This is a genomic window from Pseudomonas sp. P106(2024), assembly GCF_057480815.1.
In genome coordinates, this window is record NZ_JBLIYU010000007.1 from 142260 (window position 1) to 165467 (window position 23208).

At 65.8% G+C, this 23208-nt stretch carries 19 protein-coding genes; 14 read left to right on the plus strand and 5 right to left on the minus strand.

Going from position 1 to position 23208, the window contains the following annotated elements:
- The first annotated feature begins 67 nt into the window (after positions 1–67).
- The 13 genes from AC25M7_RS13960 (at position 68) to AC25M7_RS14020 (ending at position 16183) form a co-directional block, all read left to right on the plus strand.
- Complete coding sequence (locus AC25M7_RS13960; RefSeq protein WP_062364571.1) at positions 68–1549, plus strand: glycosyltransferase family 2 protein; 1482 nt, start codon at positions 68–70, stop codon at positions 1547–1549.
- 34 nt (positions 1550–1583) lie between these two features.
- Positions 1584–2750 (plus strand): alginate biosynthesis protein Alg44, encoded by a 1167-nt coding sequence (locus tag AC25M7_RS13965; RefSeq protein ID WP_028689569.1) that lies wholly within the window; start codon positions 1584–1586, stop codon positions 2748–2750.
- A gap of 7 nt (positions 2751–2757) precedes the next feature.
- Entirely contained in the window at positions 2758–4206 is a 1449-nt protein-coding gene (gene algK, locus AC25M7_RS13970) for an alginate biosynthesis TPR repeat lipoprotein AlgK (protein WP_486971155.1), read from the plus strand.
- The gene (locus AC25M7_RS13975; RefSeq protein WP_486971156.1) at positions 4203–5681 is read left to right on the plus strand and encodes an alginate export family protein; all 1479 of its coding nucleotides are present in this window, start codon (positions 4203–4205) and stop codon (positions 5679–5681) included. The genes algK and AC25M7_RS13975 overlap by 4 nt, the downstream gene beginning before the upstream one ends.
- A gap of 18 nt (positions 5682–5699) precedes the next feature.
- Positions 5700–7256: a mannuronan 5-epimerase AlgG gene (gene algG / locus AC25M7_RS13980; protein WP_486971157.1), complete on the plus strand. Its 1557-nt coding sequence runs from the start codon at positions 5700–5702 to the stop codon at positions 7254–7256.
- A 13-nt stretch (positions 7257–7269) separates the two neighbouring features.
- Positions 7270–8715, plus strand: coding sequence for an alginate O-acetyltransferase (locus tag AC25M7_RS13985; RefSeq protein WP_028689565.1), 1446 nt, complete (start codon positions 7270–7272; stop codon positions 8713–8715).
- A gap of 7 nt (positions 8716–8722) precedes the next feature.
- Positions 8723–9823 carry a mannuronate-specific alginate lyase gene (locus AC25M7_RS13990; protein WP_486971158.1) on the plus strand — a complete coding sequence of 367 codons (1101 nt, stop codon included), beginning with the start codon at positions 8723–8725 and terminating at the stop codon, positions 9821–9823.
- Between the two features lie 119 nt (positions 9824–9942).
- Positions 9943–11400, plus strand: a complete 1458-nt coding sequence (locus AC25M7_RS13995) for an MBOAT family O-acyltransferase (protein ID WP_486971159.1) — start codon at positions 9943–9945, stop codon at positions 11398–11400.
- 10 nt (positions 11401–11410) lie between these two features.
- Positions 11411–12562 (plus strand): alginate O-acetyltransferase, encoded by a 1152-nt coding sequence (locus AC25M7_RS14000; protein WP_028689562.1) that lies wholly within the window; start codon positions 11411–11413, stop codon positions 12560–12562.
- Between the two features lie 20 nt (positions 12563–12582).
- Positions 12583–13230, plus strand: a complete 648-nt coding sequence (locus AC25M7_RS14005; RefSeq protein ID WP_028689561.1) for an alginate O-acetyltransferase AlgF — start codon at positions 12583–12585, stop codon at positions 13228–13230.
- Positions 13231–13265: 35 nt separating this feature from the next.
- The gene (locus AC25M7_RS14010; RefSeq protein WP_028689560.1) at positions 13266–14720 is read left to right on the plus strand and encodes a mannose-1-phosphate guanylyltransferase/mannose-6-phosphate isomerase; all 1455 of its coding nucleotides are present in this window, start codon (positions 13266–13268) and stop codon (positions 14718–14720) included.
- Positions 14721–14876: 156 nt separating this feature from the next.
- Positions 14877–15341 carry a hypothetical protein gene (locus AC25M7_RS14015; RefSeq protein ID WP_028689559.1) on the plus strand — a complete coding sequence of 155 codons (465 nt, stop codon included), beginning with the start codon at positions 14877–14879 and terminating at the stop codon, positions 15339–15341.
- A 29-nt stretch (positions 15342–15370) separates the two neighbouring features.
- Positions 15371–16183 carry an SDR family oxidoreductase gene (locus AC25M7_RS14020; RefSeq protein ID WP_279153420.1) on the plus strand — a complete coding sequence of 271 codons (813 nt, stop codon included), beginning with the start codon at positions 15371–15373 and terminating at the stop codon, positions 16181–16183.
- A 71-nt stretch (positions 16184–16254) separates the two neighbouring features.
- Here the strand turns inward: AC25M7_RS14020 and AC25M7_RS14025 are convergent, their stop codons facing one another.
- The 4 genes from AC25M7_RS14025 to AC25M7_RS14040 all read right to left on the minus strand — a co-directional run bounded on the left by AC25M7_RS14025 (position 16255) and on the right by AC25M7_RS14040 (position 21547).
- Positions 16255–17691, minus strand: a complete 1437-nt coding sequence (locus AC25M7_RS14025) for an efflux transporter outer membrane subunit (protein ID WP_062364588.1) — start codon at positions 17689–17691, stop codon at positions 16255–16257.
- The gene (locus tag AC25M7_RS14030) at positions 17688–18749 is read right to left on the minus strand and encodes an HlyD family secretion protein (RefSeq protein WP_028689556.1); all 1062 of its coding nucleotides are present in this window, start codon (positions 18747–18749) and stop codon (positions 17688–17690) included. The genes AC25M7_RS14025 and AC25M7_RS14030 overlap by 4 nt, the downstream gene beginning before the upstream one ends.
- A 26-nt stretch (positions 18750–18775) precedes the next feature.
- Positions 18776–20317, minus strand: a complete 1542-nt coding sequence (locus tag AC25M7_RS14035; RefSeq protein WP_486971160.1) for an MFS transporter — start codon at positions 20315–20317, stop codon at positions 18776–18778.
- 294 nt (positions 20318–20611) lie between these two features.
- Positions 20612–21547, minus strand: a complete 936-nt coding sequence (locus AC25M7_RS14040; protein WP_028689554.1) for a LysR family transcriptional regulator — start codon at positions 21545–21547, stop codon at positions 20612–20614.
- Positions 21548–21777: 230 nt separating this feature from the next.
- Here AC25M7_RS14040 and AC25M7_RS14045 point away from each other — a divergent pair, with 230 nt between their 5' ends.
- Positions 21778–22236, plus strand: coding sequence for a universal stress protein (locus tag AC25M7_RS14045; RefSeq protein WP_028689553.1), 459 nt, complete (start codon positions 21778–21780; stop codon positions 22234–22236).
- Between the two features lie 101 nt (positions 22237–22337).
- Here the strand turns inward: AC25M7_RS14045 and AC25M7_RS14050 are convergent, their stop codons facing one another.
- Positions 22338–23198, minus strand: coding sequence for an efflux RND transporter periplasmic adaptor subunit (locus AC25M7_RS14050; protein ID WP_028689552.1), 861 nt, complete (start codon positions 23196–23198; stop codon positions 22338–22340).
- Positions 23199–23208 lie beyond the last annotated feature (10 nt).

Below are 23208 nucleotides of genomic sequence, written 5' to 3' on the forward strand. Positions count from 1 at the left end.
GGCCGGGCGGCGCGTCCCTCCCCAGCGCGCCGCTCGACCTCCCCCGAATTCTCGACGGATGCCGAACATGCAAAGGTTCCAGACCATGCTGCTGCAATGCGCCGGCTGGCTGCTCTACATGAGCCTGCTCATGCTGATCGCCCTGGCTCTGCCCAGCGACATCTTCGACTCGCAGTCGAAGCACTTCATCTTCCTGGTCGGTGCCGTCGGCATCTGGCGTTACTCCATGGGCGCCACCCATTTCATCCGCGGCATGATCTTCCTGTACATCGTGTACCCCTACCTGCGCCGCAAGGTGCGCAAGCTGGGCCAGGCGGCCGACCCGTCGCACGTGTACCTGATGGTCACCAGCTTTCGTATCGAGGCCCTGACCACCGCCCAGGTGTACAGCTCGGTGATCCGCGAGGCCATCGACTGCGGCTTCCCCACCACCGTGGTCTGCTCGCTGGTGGAGAAGTCCGACGAGCTGCTGGTGAAAAGCCTGTGGGCCAAGTACAACCCACCGTCCCACGTGACTCTGGACATCGTGCGCATCGCCGGCACCGGCAAGCGTGACGGCCTGGCCTATGGTTTCCGCGCCATCTCGCGGATGCTGCCGGACGAAAACGCCGTGGTGGCGGTGATCGACGGCGACACTGTGCTGGCCGAGGGCGTGGTGCGCAAGACCGTGCCATGGTTCGGCCTGTACCCCAACGTCGGTGGCCTGACCACCAACGAGTTCTGCGAAGTGCGCGGCGGTTACATCATGAGCGAGTGGCACAAGCTGCGCTTCGCCCAGCGCCACATCAACATGTGCTCCATGGCCCTGTCCAAGCGCGTGCTGACCATGACCGGGCGCATGTCGATGTTCCGCGCAAGCGTGGTGACCAACCCCGAGTTCATCGCCGACGTCGAGAGCGACTCGCTGATGCACTGGCGCCTGGGCCGCTTCAAGTTCCTCACCGGCGACGACAAGTCCAGCTGGTTCAGCCTGATGCGCCTGGGCTACGACACCTTCTACGTGCCCGATGCCGCGATCAACACGGTCGAGCACCCGCCGGAAAAAAGCTTCATCAAGGCCAGCCGCAAGCTGATGTACCGCTGGTACGGCAACAACCTGCGGCAGAACTCCCGTGCCCTGGGCCTGGGCCTCAAGCGCCTGGGGCTGTTCACCAGCATCGTGCTGCTCGACCAGCGCGTGTCGATGTGGACCAGCCTGCTGGGCCTGACCGTGGCGGTGATCGCCAGCTTCAAGTTCGGCCTGCAGTTCCTGCTGGTGTACCTGCTGTGGATCGGCATCACCCGGCTGATCCTCACCGTCATGCTGCTGTGCTCGGGCCACAACGTCGGCCCGGCCTACCCGCTGATCCTCTATTACAACCAGATCGTCGGCGCGGTGATGAAGATCTACGTGTTCTTCCGCCTCGACAAGCAGTCCTGGACCCGCCAGCCCACTGCCCTCAAGCGCGACCTCGCAAGTTTTCAACAATGGTTCAACACCTGGTCCTCGCGGACCATGACCTTCTCGGCCGCGAGCATCTTCGTCGCCGTGCTGTTCATGGTCGTGTGAGCCCCCGGATCGGACAACAGGAACGAATATCGCCATGAATACCGCCGTGAACGTCAATGTCGTGCATGAATCCGAAGCGCAGCGCCAGCACGCCCGGGTGCGCATCCCCGCCAAGCTGCGCTACCTGGATGGCAACCGCGAAGCGCAGGAGGTGAAGGTTGACGACCTGTCCGCCGGAGGCCTGTCCTTCCACGCGAAGAAACCACTGCCGGAAGGCGAAGTGCTGCGCGGTCGCCTGCAGTTCGTGGTCGACAACCTCGGCCTGTCGATGGACGTCGAACTGCTGGTGCGTACCAGCAGCCGCGAGACCGGCCGCACCGGTACCGAGTTCCAGAACCTCGAGCCGCGCGACATCGCCACCCTGCGCCACATCATCACCAGCCACCTGTCCGGCGAGCTGATCAGCGTCGGCGATGTGCTCAGTACCCTGCAGCGCGACAACTTCACCAAGGCGCGCAAGCAGAAGGACGGTGGCTCCGGTCTTTCCGCCTTCGGCCGCCTGCGTGCGGTCACCGTGACCGCCGGGGTGTTCGTGGTCGGCCTGGTGGCCTTCGGCTTCGTCGCCAAGTCGCTGTACGGCCTGTACTTCGTCAGCCATGCCGAGGCCGGCGTGGTCGCGGTGCCCACCACCAACGTCACCATGCCCCGCGACGGCAGTCTGCAAAGCCTGGTGGAGAACGGCGCGACCGTGGCCAAGGGCGCGCCGCTGGCGACCTTCAACACCAGCATGCTCGACCTGCTCAAGGGCCACCTGGACGACGCTCAGCTGGAGCCGGCCAAGGTCGAGGAACTGTTCGGCAAGCAGCTCTCCGGCACCCTCACCAGCCCGTGCGACTGCGTGGTCTCGCGCCAGCTGGTGGATGACGGCCAGTACGCCAGCAAGGGCCAGCCGGTGTTCGCGCTGATCCCGCGCACCAGCGTCCCGACCATCGAGGCGCGCTTCAGCTATCGCCAGTTCGACGAAGTGAAGCCGGGTACCCAGGTCAACTTCCAGATCGCCGGCGAGGACGAAGTGCGCACCGGGCGGATCACCGGTAGCTCCAGCCTGGACACCGACAACCTGGCCTCCGACATCCGCGTGCAGATCAAGCCCGACGGCAGCCTGCCGGCCGAGCTCGCCGGGCGCCCGGCCGCGGTCAACAGCGACCGTGGCCCGTCGCTGAACTGGCTGATCGACAAGGCCGTGGCCCGTGGGCTGTAAGAGGATCATGCCGATGACCAGCAGACACCCCGGCTCCCACAGTGAGGCCTTCAGCCTCGGGTTATGCACCCTGGCCCTGGCCATCACCCTGGCTGGCTGCGCCGGCCTGCCCGACCAGCGCCTGGCCAATGAAGCGCTCAAGCGTGGCGACACCGCCACCGCCGAGCGCAACTACAAGGCTCTGGCCGACCTCGGCTACAGCGACGCCCAGATCGGCCTGGCGGACATCCAGGTCGGTACCCGCGACCCGGCCAAGCTCAAGCAAGCCGAAGCCACCTACCGCGCCGCCGCCGCCACCTCGCCCCGTGCCCAGGCGCGTCTCGGCCGCCTGTTGGTGGCCAAGCCCGACAGCACCCAGGCCGAGCGTGAAGAAGCCGAGTCGCTGCTCAAACTCGCCGCGCAACAGGGCGAAGGCAACACCCTGATCCCCCTGGCGATGCTCTACCTGCAGTACCCGCAGAGCTTCCCCAAGGTCAACGCCCAGCAGCAGATCGACCAGTGGCGCGCCGCCGGCAACCCCGAGGCGGGCCTGGCCCAGGTTCTGCTGTACCGCACCCAGGGCACCTACGACCAGCACCTGGGCGATGTGGAGAAGATCTGCAAGGCGGCACTGGCCAGCACCGACATCTGCTATGTCGAACTGGCCACCGTCTACCAGAAACGCGCCCAGCCCGACCAGCAGGCTGCCCTGCTCGAACAACTCAAAGCCGCTCATGCCCGTGGCGCCGTGCCGGCCACCCGGGTCGACAGCGTCGCCCGGGTACTGGCCGACCGCAGCCTCGGCCAGACCGACGAGAAGACTGCCAAGGACCTGCTCAAGCAGGTCGCACCGACCAACCCGGCATCCTGGGTGAGCCTGGCGCAACTGCTCTACGACTTCCCCGAGCTGGGCGACACCGACCAGCTGATGGCCTACATCGACAAGGGCCGCGAGGCCGAGCAGCCCCGCGCCGAACTGCTGCTGGGCCGGCTCTACTACGAAGGCAAGAGCGTGCCCGCCGACGCGCAGAAGGCCCAGGAACACCTGCAGGCCGCCGCCGATGCCGGCGAGGTGAGCGCCGACTACTACCTTGGCCAGCTCTACCGCCGTGGCTACCTGGGCCAGGTCGAGCCGCAGAAAGCCGTGGACCATCTGCTGGCCGCCGCCCGCGGTGGCCAGAACAGCGCCGACTACGCCCTGGCCCAGCTGTTCAGCGAAGGCCACGGCATCCGCCCGGCGCCGACCAATGCCTGGGTATTCGCCCAGCTCTCACAGGTCAACCCGACCCCGCAGTCGACCGAACTGCTGCAACAGCTCGACCAGCAGCTCACGCCCGACCAGCGCAACCAGGCGCAGAACCTGCTGGCGCAGGAGAAGCAGGCGCGCGGCAGCATGGCCCGGGGCGCCAACAGCACCCTGGCCATCGAAGCGCTGCAGGACGAGAAAGACGACGTAGACGCCGAGGATTCGCTATGACGCTCAACCCCTTCGTGAAAGCCGGCATCGGCCTGGGCTTCGCCCTGCTGTGGTCGATGCCGACCCTGGCGGCCGAAACCGCGCAGAAGAACTTCGGTCTCGACGTGAAGATCACCGGCCAGTCCGAGGACGACCGCGACCTGGGCACCCGCTCCGGCGGCGACGTCAACGGCCTGGGCCTGGACCTGCGGCCCTGGGTGTACGGCGAGCGCGGACACTGGAGCGCCTTCGCCATGGGCCAGGCGGTGGCCGCCACCGACATCATCGAGACCGACACCCTGCGCCAGAACGACGACGGCACCACCATCGACAACGGCGACGACAGCCGCAAGCCGGACAAGAGCTACCTGGCCATGCGCGAGTTCTGGATCGGCTACAGCGGCCTGACCCCCTACCCCGGCGAGCAGCTGCGTTTCGGTCACCAGCGCCTGCGCAGCGACGACGGCATGTGGCGCGACACCAACATCGAGGCGCTGAACTGGACCTTCGACACCACCCTGCTCAAAGCCGACCTGGGCGTGGCCCAGCGCTTCAGCGAATACCGCACCGACCTCACCGAGCTAGCTCCAGAGGACAAGGACCGCACCCACGTCTACGGCAACGTCGCCACGCAGTGGACACCCGGCCACTGGGTCGGCCTGCGCGCCCACCACACTCATGATGGCGGCAGCCTGAAGAGCCACGGCGAGACCGTCGACGCCCTCGACAAGACCCGCACGGGCGATCTGACCTGGCTGGGCCTGGAAGCCAACAGCGACGCCTACAACTGGCGCAACGACCACACCGTCAACTACTGGGGCAGCGTCACCTGGCTGACCGGCGACCGCGACACCCTCAGCAGCCAGGCGGTGGGCAACGAACGGGTCGCCACCGGTAAACAGAGCGGCGAGGTCAACGCCTGGGCCACCGACCTCGGCATCCGCTTGCGCCTGGACCCGCAATGGCAGGTCGGCGCGGCCTATGCCCGGGGCAGCGGTGGTGGCGGCAGCGACGGTTCGAACAACTTCGAGCAGACCGGCCTGGAGAGCAACCGCTCCAACTTCACCGGCACCCGCTCGCGCGTGCACCGCTTCGGCGAAGCGTTCCGCGGCGAGCTGGGCAATCTGCAGGCGGCCACCCTGTTCGCCTCCTGGCAGCTGCGCGACGACTACGACGCCAGCTTCATCTACCACAAGTTCTGGCGCGTCGACGGCAAGCAGAACATCGGCTCCAGCGGCATCAACGCGGTGGTCGACGACGGCGGCATCAGCCGCCCACTGGTGCAGGGCGAGAAAGACCTGGGCCAGGAGATGGACGTGGTCGTCACCAAGTACTTCAAGCAAGGCCTGCTGCCGGCCTCGATCAGCCAGTCGATCGACGAACCGTCGGCCTTGGTACGCCTGCGCGCCGGTGTGTTCAAGCCGGGCGACGCCTATGGCAAAGAGGCCGACTCGTACATGCACCGCGCCTTCGTCGACGTAATCTGGCGCTACTGAGGCCGGGAGAGGATAGCCATGAACCTGCACCCGAACCTTCGCCACAGCCTGCTCGCCAGCGCCCTGCTGCTGGCCGGCGGCCTTGCCCAGGCCGCCGAGCCCGAGATGGCCAAGGGGCTGCAACAGGCCAAGACCTACACCGTGTCCAGCGCGCCAATCGAGCCGCTGAAGATGGCCCCGCCCAAACTGCCTGACCTGTCCGGCTACACCGCCGAGGCCGTGCAGAAGAAGATCGACCGCCGCCACAAGGGCAAGGTCAGCGTGCGCCGCATGCTCCAGGAGGACACCCTCAAGGAGTTCATCGGCGGCGACAACAAGGGCGCCGAGTGGGTGCGTCGCCAGCACGGCATTCCCCAGGCGATCTTCGTCGACGACGGGCATGTCGACTTGGTGGAGCTGAGCAAAAAGGTACCCGACCAGTACCTGCGCGAGACCGCGCCAGGTGTCTACCTCGCCCGCCTGCCGATCGTGGTCGGGCGCAAGGGCGTGCTGGAGATCGACGGCAAGGTCAAGGAGCTGCGCCTGTCCGAAGAAGGTGGGTCGTTCATCGTCAACGACGGCAAGCTGTTTGTCAGCGACACCCAGGTGACCGGCTGGCGCGAGCAGGCCAATGGCCCGGCGACCTTCCGCAAGCCCGATGAATTCCGCCCGTTCCTGCTCAGCTGGGGCGGCACCGAGACCTATATCATCAACAGCAAGATGGCCAGCTTCGGCTACGCCAAGTCCAAGTCGTACGGGGTGAGCATCTCGCAGTACACACCGAACATGGCCAAGCAGATGGGCCGCCCGGAACCCACCGGCTGGATCATCGGCTCCGAGTTCAGCGACATGTGGTACGGCTTCTACTGCTACGAGACCCAGGACTTCGTGATCAAGGACTCGACCTACCGCGACAACATCGTCTACGGCATCGACCCCCACGACCGTTCGCACCGCCTGATCATCGCCGGCAACACCGTGTACGGCACCAAGAAGAAGCACGGGATCATCGTTTCGCGCGAGGTCAACGACAGCTGGATCATCAACAACAAGAGCTACGACAACAAGCTCTCGGGGGTGGTGATCGACCGCAACAGCGTCAACAACCTGATCGCCTACAACGAGATCTACCGCAACCACACCGACGGCATCACCCTGTACGAGAGCGGCGACAACCTGATCTGGGGCAACAAGCTGATCAACAACCGTCGCCACGGCATCCGCGTGCGCAACAGCGTGAACATCCGCCTGTACGAAAACGTCGCCATGGCCAACGGCCTGGTGGGCGTGTACGGGCACATCAAGGACCTCTCCGACACCGACCGCGACATCGCCCTCGACCCGTTCGACACCAAGGTGTCGCTGATCGTGGTCGGCGGCGAGCTGGCGGCCAACGGCTCCGGCCCGCTGTCGATCGACTCGCCCCTGTCGGTGGAGCTGTACAAGGTGTCGATGCTGATGCCGCGCAAGGCCAACGGCATCAGCTTCAACGGCGTGCTCGGCGAGCGCCAGGACGAAATCCTCGACCTGCTGGTGCGCCAGCAGAAGGCCGTGCTGATCGACCCGGTCGAACGCCAGACCGAAATGATCGACTAAGGAAGCCCAGACCATGACTCCACACCTGATGAAACTGCTGGGCCTGTCCGCCGCCCTCCTGGCCATCAGCCAGGGCGTGCGCGCCGATGAGGTCAAGGCGCCGACCTTCAGCGCCGAGCCCTGCTGCCAGCTGTGCCCCGAGGCCCACGACGCCAGCCGCTACACCACGCGCTACCAGCAGAACTTCACCACCCTGGTGCAGGCCCAGGGCGACTGGCTGTTCCGTACCCGCGAAGACCTGCGCACCGAGTTCGACACCACCCCGGGCGGCTACAAGCGCCTGCAGCAGGTGCACGACGCCTTCAAGAAGCGCGGCGTCGAGCTGGTGGTGGTGTACCAGCCGACCCGGGGCCTGGTGAACCGCAACATGCTCAACCCCGAGGAGAAGGCCGCCTTCGATTACCAGAAGGCACTGCGCAACTACCAGGCCATGCTCCAGCGCTTCGCCAAGATGGGCTACAACGTGCCCGACCTGTCGCCGCTGACCAACGAGCAGCTGGCCGCGGCCGACCAGGGCAAGGACTTCTACTTCCGTGGCGACCAGCACTGGACGCCCTATGGCGCCGAGCGCGCGGCGAAGATCGTCGCCGACACCGTGCACCAGATGCCGGCCTTCGAAGGCATCCCGCGCAAGGAATTCGAGACCAAGAAGTCCGGCCGCATGGGCAAGACCGGCACCCTGCACAACGTCGCCGGCCAGCTGTGCGGCACCAGCTATGCGGTGCAGTACATGGACCAGTTCGCCACCGAGCCCAAGGGCGGCGCCAGCGGCGGCGACGACCTGTTCGGCGATTCGGGCAACGCGCAGATCACCCTGGTCGGCACCAGCCACAGCGGCAAGAACTACAACTTCTCGGGCTTCCTCGAGCAGTACATCGGTGCCGATGTGCTCAACGTCGCCTTCCCCGGCGGCGGCCTGGAAGGTTCGATGATCCAGTACCTGGGCAGCGAGGAGTTCCAGAACAACCCGCCGAAGATCCTGATCTGGGAGTTCTCCCCGCTCTACCGTCTCGACCAGGAAACCATCTGGCGGCAGATCCTCGGCCTGCTCGACGACGGCTGCGACGACCGACCGGCCCAGATGAGCGCCAGCGCCACCCTCAAGCCCGGCAAGAACGAGCTGATGGTCAACGGCAAGAACGGCGTGATCAAGGACCTGGTCAACCGCAACCACCAGCTCGACATCAAGTTCGAGGACACCTCGGTGAAAGTGCTGCAGGCCACCCTGTGGTACCTCAACGGCCGCCACGAGGACATCAAGATCGAGAAGCCCGAGACCTCCGACACCGATGGGCGCTTCGTCTTCCAGATGCGCGAGGACGAAGACTGGGCAGGCCAGAACCTGCTAGCCCTGGAGGTCCAGGGGCCGGAAAGCGGCACGCAGAAAGTCGAAGCCAAACTCTGCAAACGCAACAACTTCGCCAGCCCCGCGCAGCACACCGCGCAAGCTGGCCAGTGAGGCGACCATGACCACCATCAGCAGCAAGACCGCTCCCGCCCTGCTCGCCCTCGCCCTGTTCGGCGGCGCGGCGCAGGCCGCGCTGGTACCGCCCCTGGGTTACTACGAGGGCATCGAAAAGCTCAAGACAGGCGACGGCAATTTCCGCTGCGAAGCCGCGCCCAAGCCCTATACCGGCGCGCTGCAGTTTCGCAGCAAGTACGAAGGTTCGGACAAGGCCCGGGCGACGCTCAATGTCGCCTCGGAAAAAGCCTTCCGCAAATCCACCGAGGACATCACCACCCTCGAGAAAGGCGTCAGCAAGATGGTAGGCCAGTACATGCGCGACGGCCGCCCGGCACAACTGGACTGCGCCTTGACCTGGCTCGACACCTGGGCACGCGCCGATGCGCTGATGTCCACCGATTACAACCATACCGGCAAGTCCATGCGCAAATGGGCCCTGGGCAGCATGAGCGGCTCGTGGCTGCGCCTGAAGTTCTCCAACTCGCAGCCACTGGCGGCGCACCGCGCCGAAGCCGAGCAGATCGAGAAATGGTTCGTGCGCCTGGCGCGCCAGACCGTGCGCGACTGGAGCGACCTGCCGCTGGACAAGATCAACAACCACAGTTACTGGGCGGCCTGGTCGGTGATGGCCACCGCCGTCGCCACCGACCAGCAGGATCTGTTCGACTGGGCGGTGAAGGAATACAAGGTCGGCGTCAACCAGATCGACGAGCAGGGCTTCTTGCCCAACGAGGTCAAGCGCAAGCAACGCGCCCTGGCCTACCACAACTACGCCCTGCCGCCGCTGGCGATGATCGCCAGCTTCGCCCAGGCCAACGGCGTGGACCTGCGCAAGGAAAACAATTTCGCCCTGCAACGGCTTGGCGAAGGCGTGCTGGCCGGTGCCCGCGACCCTGTTCATTTCAACACCCGCGCCGGCGTGAAGCAGGACCTGAAGGACCTGAAGATCGACAGCAAGTACGCCTGGCTCGAGCCGTGGTGCGCGCTGTACCAGTGCGTCGGCGACACCCTCGAGCGCAAGCATGACATGCAGCCGTTCAACAGTTTCAGGCTGGGGGGCGATGTGACGCGGGTCTATGACCCGGGCGCAGAAAAGAAGTAAGGCCAAGGGCCGCTTTGCGGCCCATCAATGGTTTAGGCAACAAAGGTTTCCCCTGCATTTTCGCGGGGGGTTTGGGGGGCGCTGTGCCCCAGGTGCTGTGCATAACTAGGAGAACCGGGATGGTCTTCTCGTCCAACGTGTTCCTGTTCCTGTTCCTGCCGGTTTTCCTCGGCTTGTACTACGTGAGCGGGAACCGCTATCGCAACCTGCTGCTGCTGGTTGCCAGCTACATTTTCTACGCCTGGTGGCGGGTGGACTTCCTCGCCCTGTTCGCCGGGGTAACCCTGTGGAACTACTGGATCGGCCTGAAGGTCGGCGCCGCCGGCGTGCGCACCAAGCCCGCGCAGCGCTGGCTGCTGCTGGGCGTGGGCGTCGACCTGTGCATCCTCGGCTACTTCAAGTACGCCAACTTCGGCGTCGACAGCCTCAACGCGATCATGACCTCGATGGGGCTGGAGCCGTTCATCCTCACCCACGTGCTGCTGCCGATCGGCATCTCGTTCTACATCTTCGAATCGATCAGCTACATCATCGACGTGTACCGCGGCGACACCCCGGCCACCCGCAACCTGATCGACTTCGCCGCCTTCGTGGCGATCTTCCCGCACCTGATCGCCGGCCCCGTGCTGCGCTTCAAGGACCTGGTCGACCAGTTCAACAACCGCACCCATACCCTGGACAAGTTCTCCGAAGGCTGCACCCGCTTCATGCAGGGCTTCATCAAGAAAGTGTTCATCGCCGACACCCTGGCGGTGGTCGCCGACCACTGCTTCGCCCTCGAGAACCCAACCACCGGTGACGCCTGGCTCGGCGCGCTGGCCTACACCGCGCAGCTGTACTTCGACTTCTCCGGCTACAGCGACATGGCCATCGGCCTGGGCCTGATGATGGGCTTTCGCTTCATGGAGAACTTCAAGCAGCCCTACATCAGCCAGTCGATCACCGAGTTCTGGCGGCGCTGGCACATCAGCCTGTCGACCTGGCTGCGCGACTACCTGTACATCACCCTGGGCGGCAACCGCAAAGGCACCTTCAACACCTACCGCAACCTGTTCCTGACCATGCTGCTGGGCGGGCTGTGGCACGGCGCCAACTTCACCTACATCATCTGGGGCGCCTGGCACGGCCTGTGGCTGGCCATCGAGCGCGCACTGGGGCTGGACACCAACCCGCAGCGCTTCAACCCGGTGAAATGGGCCTTCACCTTCCTCCTGGTGGTGGTCGGCTGGGTGATCTTCCGCGCCGAGAACCTGCACGTGGCGGCGCGCATGTACGGCGCCATGTTCAGCTTCGGCGACTGGCAGCTGTCGGAACTCAACCGCGCCAACCTCACCGGCCTGCAGGTGGCCACGCTGATCGTCACCTACCTGAGCCTGGCGTTTTTCGGCCTGCGCGACTTCTACCGCAATGCAACGCCCGCGCCCAAGGCCACCCCGGTGCAGATCAACGCCGACGGCTCGGTGGGCCTGGACTGGACGCGGATCATGACCCGCGCCCTGGTCCTGCTGCTGTTCGCCGCCTCGGTGCTCAAGCTCTCGGCGCAGAGCTACTCACCGTTCCTGTACTTCCAGTTCTGAGGCCTGAATCATGAACCGGACACTTCGCATCACCTATTCGCTGACGTTCATGGGCCTGCTGGTCGGGCTGGGCGCATGGTCGGTCGGCGGGCTGGAAAGTTTCAACCGCACAGGGCAGATGACCCTGCTCGACGGCAAGCTGGCCAAGGCCGCCGAGACCCACTACGACGAGCAGTTCCCGATCAAGCGCGTTGGCACCAACCTGTGGGCCGCGCTGGACTTCAAACTGTTCAACGAAGGCCGCCCCGGCGTGGTGCTGGGCCGCGACCAGTGGCTGTTCACCGACGAGGAGTTCAAGCCCACCGCCGGCGCGCAGCAACAGATACAGGACAACCTGGCACTGGTGCGTGGAGTGCGTGACGCACTGCAACGCCAGGGCGTGCAACTGGTGCTGGCGATCGTACCGGCCAAGGCCCGCCTCTATTCCGAATACATCGGCAAGGAGGCGCCGGCCAGCCTGCACGACGAGCTGTTCAACCAGTTCCACGCCCAGGCGCGCCAGGCCAATGTGTTCGCCCCCGACCTGCTGGCGCCGCTGGAGCAGGCCAAGGCCCGCGGCCAGGTGTTCCTGCGTACCGACACCCACTGGACGCCGATGGGCGCCGAAGTGGTCGCGCAATCGCTGGCCGAAGCCGTCGATCGCCAGCAGCTGCTCACCGGCGAGCCCCAGGCGTACATCACCGAGGCCGGCGCCAGCGCGCCGTACAAGGGCGACCTGACCAACTTCCTGCCGCTGGATCCACTGTTCAGCAACCTGCTGCCCACCCCCGACACCCTGCAACAACGCAAGACCCACCCGGTGCAGGCCGAAGGCGACGATGCGCTGTTCACCGACAGCCGGATCCCGGTGGCGCTGGTGGGCACCAGCTACAGCGCCAACCCGCACTGGAACTTCCTCGGAGCCCTGCAGCAGGCGTTGCACAGCGACGTCGCCAATTACGCCGAGGACGGCCACGGCCCACTGCTGCCGATGCTCAAGTACCTGCAGAGCGACGCTTTCAAGAACGCCCCGCCACAGGTCGTGGTGTGGGAATTCCCCGAACGGTATCTGCCAATGAAGAACGACCTCAGCGCCTTCGATCCGCAGTGGATCGCGCAGCTGAAGAACTCCCGTCAATCCGAAGAAAACCTGGCCCTGTCGTCCAATCGGACGGACCACTGAAGATAGAGAGGAATACGCACATGACCACCAAGACTTCCATTGCCAAAGCCCTCACCCTCGCCGCCGGCCTGTCCCTGGCCTCGCTGCAGGCCTTCGCCGGCGCCGATGCCGCCCTCTATGGCCCGAGCGCGCCGAAAGGCTCGACCTTCGTGCGCCTGTACAACGCCGCCGGCAGCCCCGCCGCCGCGTCGGTCGGCAACACCCAGATCAAGCAGGTCGGCGCCCAGGCCAGCAGCGACTTCAGCTTCCTGCCCGGCGGTGACTACACCGCCCAGGTCGGCGGCAAGAGCGTCCCGGTGAAGCTCGCCGCCGACAAGTACTACACCCTGGTCAACAGCAGCAGCGGCAACCCGCAGCTTATCGAAGAGCCGCCGTTCAAGAACAAGCAGAAGGCCCTGGTGCGGGTGCAGAACCTCAGCGACCAGTCGCTGACCCTGAAGACCGCCGACGGCAAGACCGAAGTGGTCAGCCCGGTGGCCGCCAAGGGCCGTGGCGAGCGCGAGATCAACCCGGTCAAGGTCAACTTGGCCCTGTATCAAGGCGACAAGAAAGTCGGCGACGTCAAACCCGTCGCCCTGGCGCGCGGCGAAGCCGCCGTGCTGTATGTCACCGGTTCCGGCAATAGCCTGTCGCCGGTATGGGTCACTCGCCCCGTGGCTAGCAACTGATTCCCCTGCCTCTAAACGACTATTGGAGAAACATGATGATCCCGGTAATTCTTTCTGGTGGTAGCGGTTCGCGTCTGTGGCCTCTGTCGCGCAAGCAGTTCCCCAAGCAGTTCCTGGCCCTGACCGGCGAACACACCCTGTTCCAGCAGACCATCGAACGCCTGGTGTTCGATGGCATGGACACGCCTATCGTGGTCTGCAACAAGGACCACAAGTTCATCGTCCAGGAGCAGTTGAACGCACTGCAACTGCAAACCCAGGCCATCCTCATGGAGCCGTTCGGCCGCAACACCGCGCCGGCGGTGGCCATGACCGCGATGAAACTGGTCAACGAAGGCCGTGACGAGCTGATGCTGGTGCTGCCGGCCGACCACGTGATCGAGGACCAGAAGGCCCTGCAACGCGCCCTGGCCCTGGCCACCGTGGCCGCCGAGCGCGGCGAGATGGTGCTGTTCGGCGTACCGGCGACCAAGCCCGAGACCGGCTACGGCTACATCCGCTCGAGCCAGGACGCGCTGCTGCCCGAGGGCGTGGCGCGGGTCGCGCAGTTCGTCGAGAAACCCGACGAGAAGCGCGCCAACGAGTTCGTCCGCGCCGGCGGCTACTTCTGGAACAGCGGCATGTTCCTGTTCCGCGCCAGCCGCTTCCTCGAAGAGCTGAAAAAGCACGACCCGGACATCTACGACACCTGCCTGCTGGCCCTGGAGCGCAGCCAGGAGGACACCGATGCGCTGAGCATCGACGAAGCCACCTTCGCCTGCTGCCCGGACAACTCCATCGACTACGCGGTAATGGAGAAGACCCAGCGCGCCTGCGTGGTGCCGCTGTCGGCCGGCTGGAGCGACGTCGGTTGCTGGTCGTCGCTGTGGGACGTGCACGAGAAGGATGCCGACGGCAACGTCACCAAGGGCGACGTGGTGGTACAGGACAGCCGCAACTGCATGATTCACGGCAACGGCAAGCTGGTGTCGGTGATTGGCCTTGAGAACATCGTGGTGGTCGAGACCAAGGACGCCATGATGATCGCCCACAAGGACAAGGTTCAGGGGGTCAAGCAGCTGGTCAACACCCTTGACGCCCAGGGCCGCACGGAAACCCAGAACCACCTGGAGGTGTACCGCCCGTGGGGCTCGTACGACTCGGTGGACATGGGCGGGCGCTTCCAGGTCAAGCACATCACCGTCAAACCCGGCGCCAGCCTGTCGCTGCAGATGCACCACCACCGTGCCGAGCACTGGATCGTGGTGTCCGGCACCGCCGAAGTAACCTGCGACGAGAACGTGTTCCTGCTCACCGAGAATCAGTCCACGTACATTCCCATCGCCTCGGTGCACCGCCTGCGCAACCCGGGCAAGATCCCGCTGGAGATCATCGAGGTGCAGTCCGGGAGCTACCTGGGCGAGGATGATATCGAACGGTTCGAGGATGTGTATGGGCGGACTTCGACGCCAGTGGAGCGTGGGGTTTCGGTGAAGACCATCGCGCAGTAACAGCCGCAAGTCATAAGCTGCAAGCGGCAAGAAAAAGCGAAACGGCGGTGAATCGAAATGTTCGATTCGCCGCCGTTTCGCTTTTTCTTGTGGCTTGCAGCTTGCGGCTCGGCGCTCCAAGATAATCGAACCCCCGCCACCAAGGCCTGCCCCACCATGATCATCGGCGCCCTGCTCGTTCTCACCTGGCTGGTCCTGCTGCTGCGCTACCCGGCCAAGGCCCTGCCGATTTCCATGGCTGGCGTCTGTGGCCTGGGGCTGGTGGCGCTGTACGTGGTCTGGCAGGACACCCGCGAAGCCTCGCAACTGGCCCGCCTCGATATCCGCCTGGTCTACGCCCCCGACCAGTGCCCCGCCGACCGCGCCCTGCAGGTGCGCATGAAGAACGGCAACCAAGTCCCGCTCAGTGAACTGCGCTGGCGCGTCGGCGCCTATGCGCCGGGCGATACCGTGAATCTGGCCGAGAACACCTACGCCGCACCGCGCTATCGTGGCCCCGGGGAACTGCAGCCGGGCGCCGAATGGACCGATTGCCTGCCATTGCCACCGCTGCGCTCGGGCTATCGGCCACAAACACTGGAGTTCCGTGCCGAGCACCTGCAAGGTACATTCGCCAACTGAATCCTCTCTTCCGAACACAGGCCCGCCCCATGCCCACCGTCCTGATCACCGGTTGTTCCAGCGGCATCGGCCGCGCCCTGGCCGACGCCTTCCGCGATGCCGGCCATGAAGTCTGGGCCACCGCCCGCAAGGCACAGGATGTCGAACAACTGGCCGCCGCCGGTTTCAATGCCCGTCAACTGGACGTGAACGACGCAGAAGCCCTCGCCCGTCTGGCCGAGGAGCTGCAAAGCCTCGACATCCTGATCAACAACGCCGGCTACGGCGCCATGGGCCCGCTGCTCGACGGCGGCGTCGAGGCCATGCGCCAGCAATTCGAGACCAATGTCTTCGCCCTGGTCGGCGTGACCCAGGCACTGTTCCCGCTGCTGCGCCGTTCCCGGGGGCTGGTGGTGAACATCGGCAGCGTGTCCGGTGTGCTGGTGACGCCCTTCGCCGGTGCCTATTGTGCCTCCAAGGCCGCCGTGCACGGGCTGAGCGATGCCCTGCGCCTGGAGCTGGCGCCTTTCGGGGTCAGGGTCATGGAGGTGCAGCCGGGCGCGATCGCCTCGCAGTTCGCCAGCAATGCGCAACAGCAGGCCGAGCAGGTGCTGGCCAGCGGTTCGCCGTGGTGGCCGCTGCGCGAGCAAGTTCAGGCCCGGGCGAGGGCCTCGCAGGATCGGCCGACACCGGCGGCGATGTTTGCCCAGGGATTGTTGGCGGCGACCCGCAAGTCGCCGGTGCCTGCGCTGGTGCGTATCGGCAATGGCAGCACGGCCTTGCCGTTGATGGCCCGGCTGTTGCCGCAGCGCCTGCTGGATTGGGTGTTGCGCAAGCGCTTCGGATTGTTGCGACCGCTCTGACGTCATCGCGGGGCAAGTCGCATCGGCGCGCCGCCGCTCCTACGCATACCAGGGAGCCCCCGCGATACTGCTCAGACCTGATCGAACGCCTGCCAGCCGCCACCCAGCGCCTTGTACAGCCCCACCAGCGCCTGCGATACCGCCGCCGAACTGTCGATCCACTGCTCCTCGCTGGCCAGCAACGCCGACTGCACCGTCAGCACGTTGAGAAAGTCCACCGCCCCTTCCACGTACTGGCGCTGCGCGGTCTCCAGGGCGATGCGGTTCTGCCGCACCGCCTCGGCCAGGTGATCACGGCGCAACTGGCTGGCGTTGTACAGACGCAGCACATCGTCGATCTCATGCCAGGCGCCCAGCACCACCTTGCGGTAATTCAGCGCCGCCTCCTGCTGCTGGGCCTCGCGCAGCTCCAGCTGGCCCTTGAGCCGACCGCCCTCGAAGATCGGCAACGACAGTTGCGGCCCGAAAGCGAACCGGCGCGAGTCCCAGGCCCCGAAATCGGACAGTTGCATGGCCTGGAAACCGACACTCCCGGACAGGCGGATGCTTGGATAGAAATCGGCCTTGGCCACGCCGATGCTGGCGGTGGCCGCATGCAGCCGGGCCTCGGCCTGGCGGATATCCGGGCGGCGCTCGGCCAGCTCCGACGGCACGCCGATGGCGAAACGCTGCTGCGGCGCGGGCAGCTCACCGCCTTGCAGCAGCTGGGCCTGCAAACTGCGCGGCGGTTCGGCGGCGAGCAGGCTCAGGGCATTGATCAGGTCGTCGCGACGCGCCTCCAGAGTCGGCAGGCGCGCCTCGATCGATGCCACCTGGGCGCTGGCCTGGGCGACATCGAGCCGGGTGGCGACACCTTCGGCCTGGCGGCCTTCGGACAGTTTCAGACTGTGCCGGGCGACCTTGAGGTTGTCCTGGGTGATATCCAGGGTGTGCTGCACGGCCCGCAGCTGGATGTAGTTGCCGGCAGTCTCCGACAACAGCGCCAACAGCACGCCTCGGCGGTCGTTTTCGGCCACCGCCACGCTCGCGTCGGCGGCCTCGACCTGGCGGCGCACGCGCCCCCACAGGTCCAGTTCCCAACCGGCGACCAGGTCACCCTGCCACAAGTTGTACGCCGACTTGCCGGCCTTGCCGGAGGGGTCGTTCAACCCTTCGGCGCTGTTGCGCGCCCGGCTGTAACCTGCGTTTGCATCCACCGTGGGCATCTCGTCAGCCGCCACGGTGCTGCGCAAGGCGCGGCTCTGCAGCAGGCGGGCACTGGCCATCTGCAGGTCGAGGTTGCGCTCGGTGACTTTCTGGATCAGCGCGCTCAACTGGGCGTCGTGGAAACTGTCCCACCAGCGCAGTTCCATTGGCTCGGCGACCGGCTGGCTGGCCGCGGCCTCTCCTTGCAACGAGGCCCAATCCTGAGGCGCTTCGCTGGCCGGGCTCTGGAAGTCCGGTCCTAGTGTGCAGCCGGCAAGCAACATGGCCAGCAGCAAAGGACTCAAGCGTGATGCCGCTTTCATCGCGCAGTCACCTCTTTACCGGCCAGCGTGTCACCCTGGGTGTCGATGACCGCCTCCACCGACATGCCCACCCGCAAGCGCTCCAGCAACGGCTGGCCGTCGTCGAAGACAATCTTCACCGGAATGCGCTGCACCACCTTGGTGAAGTTGCCGGTGGCGTTGTCCGGCTTCACAGCGGCGAAGGTCACGCCCGTTGCGGGGGCGATGCTCTCGACGCGGCCGTGGAGTTTCTCGCCGGAGAAGGTATCGACGCTGATGCTCACCGGCTGGCCCGGCTGCACATGGGTCAACTGGGTCTCCTGGAAGTTGCCGACGATGTAGGCGCGCGCCAGCGGCACCACCGACAACAGCCGTGCGCCCGGGTTTACGTAGGCGCCTACACGCAGGGCGCGCTCGCCGACCATGCCGTCCACCGGCGCGGTGATGCGGGTGTAGGACAGATCCAGTCGGGCTTTCTCCAGGCCGGCCTCGGCCCGTTTCAGCTGGCCATCGGCACTGGCCACCTGGGCGCCGAGGATATCCACCTGCTTGCGCGTCGCCACCAGCGCCGCCTGGGTGTTGGCCAGCCGGGCGCGGGCCTGGTCAACGCCACTTCGCGCCTGCTGGGCATTCTGCACAGTGCCGGCGCCCTGCTCGGCCAGGCGGCTGTAGCGGGTCACCTCATGATCGGCGAAGGCCGCTTCGGCCTGGGCCGCCTTCACCGCGGCCTCGGCCTGGGCGATCAGCGAGGCCTGGCGCTCGAGGGTGGCGCGGGCATCCAGGCTCTGCGCCCTGGCCACCAGCAACTGGGCCTGGGCCGCGTCGAGGGCGGCCTGGTAGTCACGCGGGTCGATGGTCGCCAGCAACTGGCCGGCCTTCACCTGCTGGTTGTCCTCCACCAGCACCTCCTTGATAAAGCCCGCCACCTTCGGCGCGACCACGGTGTAGTCGGCGGTTACATAGGCATCGTTGGTGCTCTGGCGATGGTCGCTGCCGAACATCCAGGGGCCGACGATGGCGGCCAGCACGGCCACGGCGAGCACCGAGCCGATAAGGATTGTCTTGCGCTTGTTGGTCATTTCAAGGTCTCGGATTCATCCACGGATCAGGCCACCGCACGCGGCGGGAAAATCCGGGTAGGCACGAAGGGGATCAGGCAGATCAGGGCGACGGCGATACCCGCCATCACCAGGTACAGGTCGGCCGAGGTCAGCACCAGGGCCTGTTCATGGATGCGCTTGGCCAGGCCAGCGGCGTTGTCGTCGATCAGCGGCGCGTTGCCCAGACTGTCGACCAGGTGGTTGGAATGAAAATGCCGGCGCAGGGTGCCCAGGGCATCGAGCAGACTACCGGCGATCACCGCCGACAGCCCCTTGACCGTGTTGAACCAGGCGGAGGCGAACGGGCCTTCCTGCGGGGGCATGCCGTTGGTCGACAGCATCAGCAGCGGCAGCACCGCCATGGGCTGGCCGAACACCTGCAGCAGGTAGAACGGGTAGAAGTCGCCGCGGATCCACTGCGAGGTCAGCAGGCTGCTGCCCACGCACGAGGCCGCCAGCATGGCCAGGCCCATCGCCAACACCCAGCGGCAGTCCACCGCACGGATGTTGCACAACGCCGCGGTCAACGGCAGGGCGATCAGTTGAGGCATGGCCACCAGCAGCATCAGCGGGCTGGTCTGCGCCGGGCGGTAGCCCTGGATCTGCGCCAGGTAGGCGGACGGAATGCTGCCCACGCCCGAGAGCACGACCAGCACCCCGGCCAGGGTTACCAGGGCGAAGCTCAAGTTGCGTCGCGTGAGCATGCGCAACTGGAAGAACGGCAGCGGCTCGGACCATTCATTGAACATGAACAGCGCCAGCAGCAACACGCCAACGCCGAGCAGCCAGCAAATCAGCGGCGAGTCGAACCAGCCCCAGCGGTCGCCCAGCGACAGCCCGAGGACGATGCAACTGATCGCTGGCAGACCGAGCAACACGCCGCGCCAGTCCAGTTGCCTGAAGCGCTCGAGGCGCAGCGGATCCTGGGGCAGGCCCCAGCCGACGCAGGCGATCGCCAGCAGCGAGGGCAGGATGATCTGCCAGAACGCCCACTGCCAGCCGACGTACTCGGTCCACAGGCCCGCCAACGGCGTACCGAGGTTCGGCCCGAAGGTGGCGGTCAGGGCGTAGCAGGCCAGGCCGTAGACCTTGATCCCCGGCGGCAGGAAACGCAGCGCCACGCTCATCAGCATCGGCGGCAAGGCGCCCGAGGCGAAGCCCTGCAGCACACGCAGCAGCATCAGGCTATGCAGGTTGGGGGCGAAGGGCTGGATCAGGCCAAGCACGGCGAACACGCCGACGGCGCTCATGGTGAAGCGGCGCAACGAGAAGGTGGTGGCCAGCCAGGGCGCGAAGGCCATGGCCGAGACCGAGGCGGCGGCATACACCGCCAACAGCCAGGCACCTTCGTCGGCGCCGATGCCCATGGCGCCACGAATGTCGCTCAGGGAAATCTTGGTCACCGCCTCGTTTAGCCCGGCGCACAGCACCGCCAGCAACACGCCGAACAGCCCGACCACTACCCGCAGGCCGAACGCCGTCTGCGCGGGGGCGGCCGGTGCGGGAGCGGCGGCCAGCGCGGCGCAGGGCGCGGTCAGGGAACTCATGGATAGACATCTCCAGCAACAAATTCAGGGCTGGAGCAAGTCTAAGTAGGTCGAATACTGACGAAAACTGACTTGTTGGCAGGTTTATGTTGCGTCAGACGCAATCCATGGAGATCGGCGGCGCCCGCTTCGTGGGCCCCCTCCCACCGGTTCACCGTTTCACTCGAGCCTTGCTGGGACTCTGTGGGAGCGGCCTTGTGTCGCGAAAAGGCTGCGCAGCAGCCCCAGGATTTCAGCGTTCATGCAAAGATCGTCGGGGCCGCTTTGCGGCCCTTTCGCGACACAAGGCCGCTCCTACAGGGAACGCGCAGGGTTTGAGGCCGGCGTGGGCTCGCCCGCGCAGCAGGCGCGCATGGTCTGGCGCAACCAGCGATGCGCCGGATCGTTGTCGAAACGCGGATGCCAGGCCTGCATCACCCGCACCCGCTCCAGCGGCACCGGGATCTCGAACGAGCGCAGCGGCAGGCCGAACTTGGTCACGCTGCCGAGGATGTTCGCCGGCATCGGCAGGATCAGGTCCGACTCTGGCAACGAGAACATCGCCGAATGGAAACTCGGCGTGATCAGCGCCACCCTGCGCTGCACGCCATGGGTGCCCAGCTCCACATCGATGGGGCCGTTGGCCCGTCCGCGTCGTGACACGCTGATCTGCGGATAGCGGGCAAAGCGCTCCGGGGTGATCTCGGCGTCGAAGATCGGGTGGTCGGCCCGCGCCAGCCCGACGAACCAGGTGTCGAACAGGCTCTGCACCTTGATCTCCGGCCCCATGTCGATACTCGAACTGACCACCAGGTCGATCTGCCCGTGGCGCAGCACCAGGTCATCGTCGCCCTGGTGCTCGGGGACGAAGCGCAGCACGGTGTTCGGCGCCTGCTCGAGCATCATGTGCAGCAGGCGCGCGCCATACAGGGCGATGAACAGGTCGTTGGTGCGGATGTTGAAGGCCCGGTCGAGGTTCGGCAGGTCGACCTCGTCGCCACTGCGAAACACCAGACCGGCCTGCTCCACCAGCGCCCGGACCTGGTCGCGCAGGGCCAGTGCCCGTGGTGTCGGCACCAGACCACGGCCAGCGCGTACCAGGATCGGGTCGCCCATGGCCTCGCGGATGCGCCCCAGCGTGCGGCTCATGGCCGCCGGGCTCAGGTTCATGCGCTGGGCGGCGCCGACCACGCTGCCTTCGTCGAGCAGGGCATCGAGGGCGACGAGCAGGTTCATGTCCGGGAGTTGCATGGCCGTTTTCCGTGACAGCTGTGGGAAACGCGATGGTATCAGGTTGGTGGATTGCGTCAGGCGCAATGGCACCGTGCGTGGGCGGCCATTTATCCATGTGGGCGAATGAACCGAGAATGGTGTGGCCTCATCGCCGGCAAGCCGGCGCCCACTGGCAGCGCATCTCCCTGTGGGAGCCGGCTTGCCGGCGATGAGGCCAACACTGCCATCCATTCTCCAAAGGATTGCCCATGCCCCACCCGGTCCTGATCGCCATCGACGCCTCCCCCGCCAGCCACGCCCTGCTCGACCTAGCCCGCCGCTACTGCCGCCCGGGCGAACACACCCTGCACGTGCTGCTGGCCATCGACTCGACCTTCGCCGTGCACGATCACCGCACGGCCTACACTGAGGAGGAGCTGGAGGAGTACCCCGCGGCCTGCGACGAACAGCAATTGGCCGAGCACGCCGTGAACAGCGCCGTGGGCATCCTGTGCGAAGCCGGCTTCGAAAGCCTGGGCTGCATGGTCGCCGGCCAGCCGGTGGAGGCGATCATCACCAAGGCCCGGGAGCTTGAATGCGAGCTGATCATCATCGGCCACCGCCACTTGTCGCGGGTCGGAAGGCTGCTGGATCCGTCGATCAGTGCCAAGGTGATTGATCGGGCACATGTACCCGTTCTGGTAGGCGTGCCGACTGACGTTGGCTGAAGTCTCGCGATAAGCTCACCGCCACCATCGCGTGGCAAGCCCGCTCCCAGAGCATCCTCATACTCGTGGGAGCGGGCTTGCCCCGCGATGGTCTGCTTGGATCACTCCGCGCTCGCCTTGACCACCACCGTGCACGTGGTCCCCGCCGCCAGCAGGAACCCATCCGGCACTTCATCGATATGGATCCGCACCGGCACCCGCTGCGCCAGCCGCACCCAGTTGAAGGTCGGGTTCACGTCGGCGATCAGCTCACGGCTCTGCGGGTTGTCGCGGTCGTAGATGCCACGGGCAATGCTCTCCACATGCCCCTTGATCCGCTCGCCGCTCATCATCTGCAACTCGGCCACATCGCCCACCTTCACGTGGGGCAGCTTGGTCTCCTCGAAGAAGCCATACACCCAGAACGACTGCTCATCCACCACCGCCATCACCGCCTCGCCGGTGCGAGCATAGTCGCCTTTGTGGATGTTCAGGTTGGTCACGTAGCCATCGACGGTGGCGACGATCTGCGTGCGCTTGAGGTTCAGCTCGGCAGCGGCGAGCTGGGCCTGAGCGTGCTGGTAGTCGGCCAGTGCCGAGCTGGCGATATTGCTGGCGTCGTCGCGGTTCTCTTTCGAAATCACCAGGTTGTCCAGATCGGCGCGGCGCTTGGCATTCACCTTGCGCATCTCCCAGGTGGCCTTGCGCGAGGCCACCAGCGCCTTGGCCTGGTCCACCGCCAGTTGGTAGTGCTCGGGGTCGATGCGGATCAGCACGTCGCCCTTCTTCACCCGCTGGTTGTCCTTGACCGGGACGTCCACCACATAGCCCGGCACATCGGCGGCGACGTTGATGATATCGGCGCGCACCCGGCCATCGCGGGTCCATGGCGTAGTCATGTAGTGCAGCCACAACTGGCGGCCGATCGCCACGGCGGCGGCCAGCACCAGCAGGGTGGCGATCAGGCTGAAGAACTTTTTCATTGCAGGATTC

Coding starts and splice junctions, on each gene's coding strand:
- AC25M7_RS13965 (WP_028689569.1), top strand. CDS start 1,584: ATGAATACCGCCGTGAACGTCAATGTCGTGCATGAATCCGAAGCGCAG.
- AC25M7_RS14050 (WP_028689552.1), bottom strand. CDS start 23,198: ATGAAAAAGTTCTTCAGCCTGATCGCCACCCTGCTGGTGCTGGCCGCC.
- AC25M7_RS14045 (WP_028689553.1), top strand. CDS start 21,778: ATGCCCCACCCGGTCCTGATCGCCATCGACGCCTCCCCCGCCAGCCAC.
- AC25M7_RS13960 (WP_062364571.1), top strand. CDS start 68: ATGCAAAGGTTCCAGACCATGCTGCTGCAATGCGCCGGCTGGCTGCTC.
- AC25M7_RS13990 (WP_486971158.1), top strand. CDS start 8,723: ATGACCACCATCAGCAGCAAGACCGCTCCCGCCCTGCTCGCCCTCGCC.
- AC25M7_RS13995 (WP_486971159.1), top strand. CDS start 9,943: ATGGTCTTCTCGTCCAACGTGTTCCTGTTCCTGTTCCTGCCGGTTTTC.
- AC25M7_RS13975 (WP_486971156.1), top strand. CDS start 4,203: ATGACGCTCAACCCCTTCGTGAAAGCCGGCATCGGCCTGGGCTTCGCC.
- AC25M7_RS14020 (WP_279153420.1), top strand. CDS start 15,371: ATGCCCACCGTCCTGATCACCGGTTGTTCCAGCGGCATCGGCCGCGCC.
- AC25M7_RS14040 (WP_028689554.1), bottom strand. CDS start 21,547: ATGCAACTCCCGGACATGAACCTGCTCGTCGCCCTCGATGCCCTGCTC.
- AC25M7_RS14035 (WP_486971160.1), bottom strand. CDS start 20,317: ATGAGTTCCCTGACCGCGCCCTGCGCCGCGCTGGCCGCCGCTCCCGCA.
- AC25M7_RS13985 (WP_028689565.1), top strand. CDS start 7,270: ATGACTCCACACCTGATGAAACTGCTGGGCCTGTCCGCCGCCCTCCTG.
- algK (WP_486971155.1), top strand. CDS start 2,758: ATGCCGATGACCAGCAGACACCCCGGCTCCCACAGTGAGGCCTTCAGC.
- AC25M7_RS14030 (WP_028689556.1), bottom strand. CDS start 18,749: ATGACCAACAAGCGCAAGACAATCCTTATCGGCTCGGTGCTCGCCGTG.
- algG (WP_486971157.1), top strand. CDS start 5,700: ATGAACCTGCACCCGAACCTTCGCCACAGCCTGCTCGCCAGCGCCCTG.
- AC25M7_RS14000 (WP_028689562.1), top strand. CDS start 11,411: ATGAACCGGACACTTCGCATCACCTATTCGCTGACGTTCATGGGCCTG.
- AC25M7_RS14015 (WP_028689559.1), top strand. CDS start 14,877: ATGATCATCGGCGCCCTGCTCGTTCTCACCTGGCTGGTCCTGCTGCTG.
- AC25M7_RS14005 (WP_028689561.1), top strand. CDS start 12,583: ATGACCACCAAGACTTCCATTGCCAAAGCCCTCACCCTCGCCGCCGGC.
- AC25M7_RS14025 (WP_062364588.1), bottom strand. CDS start 17,691: ATGAAAGCGGCATCACGCTTGAGTCCTTTGCTGCTGGCCATGTTGCTT.
- AC25M7_RS14010 (WP_028689560.1), top strand. CDS start 13,266: ATGATCCCGGTAATTCTTTCTGGTGGTAGCGGTTCGCGTCTGTGGCCT.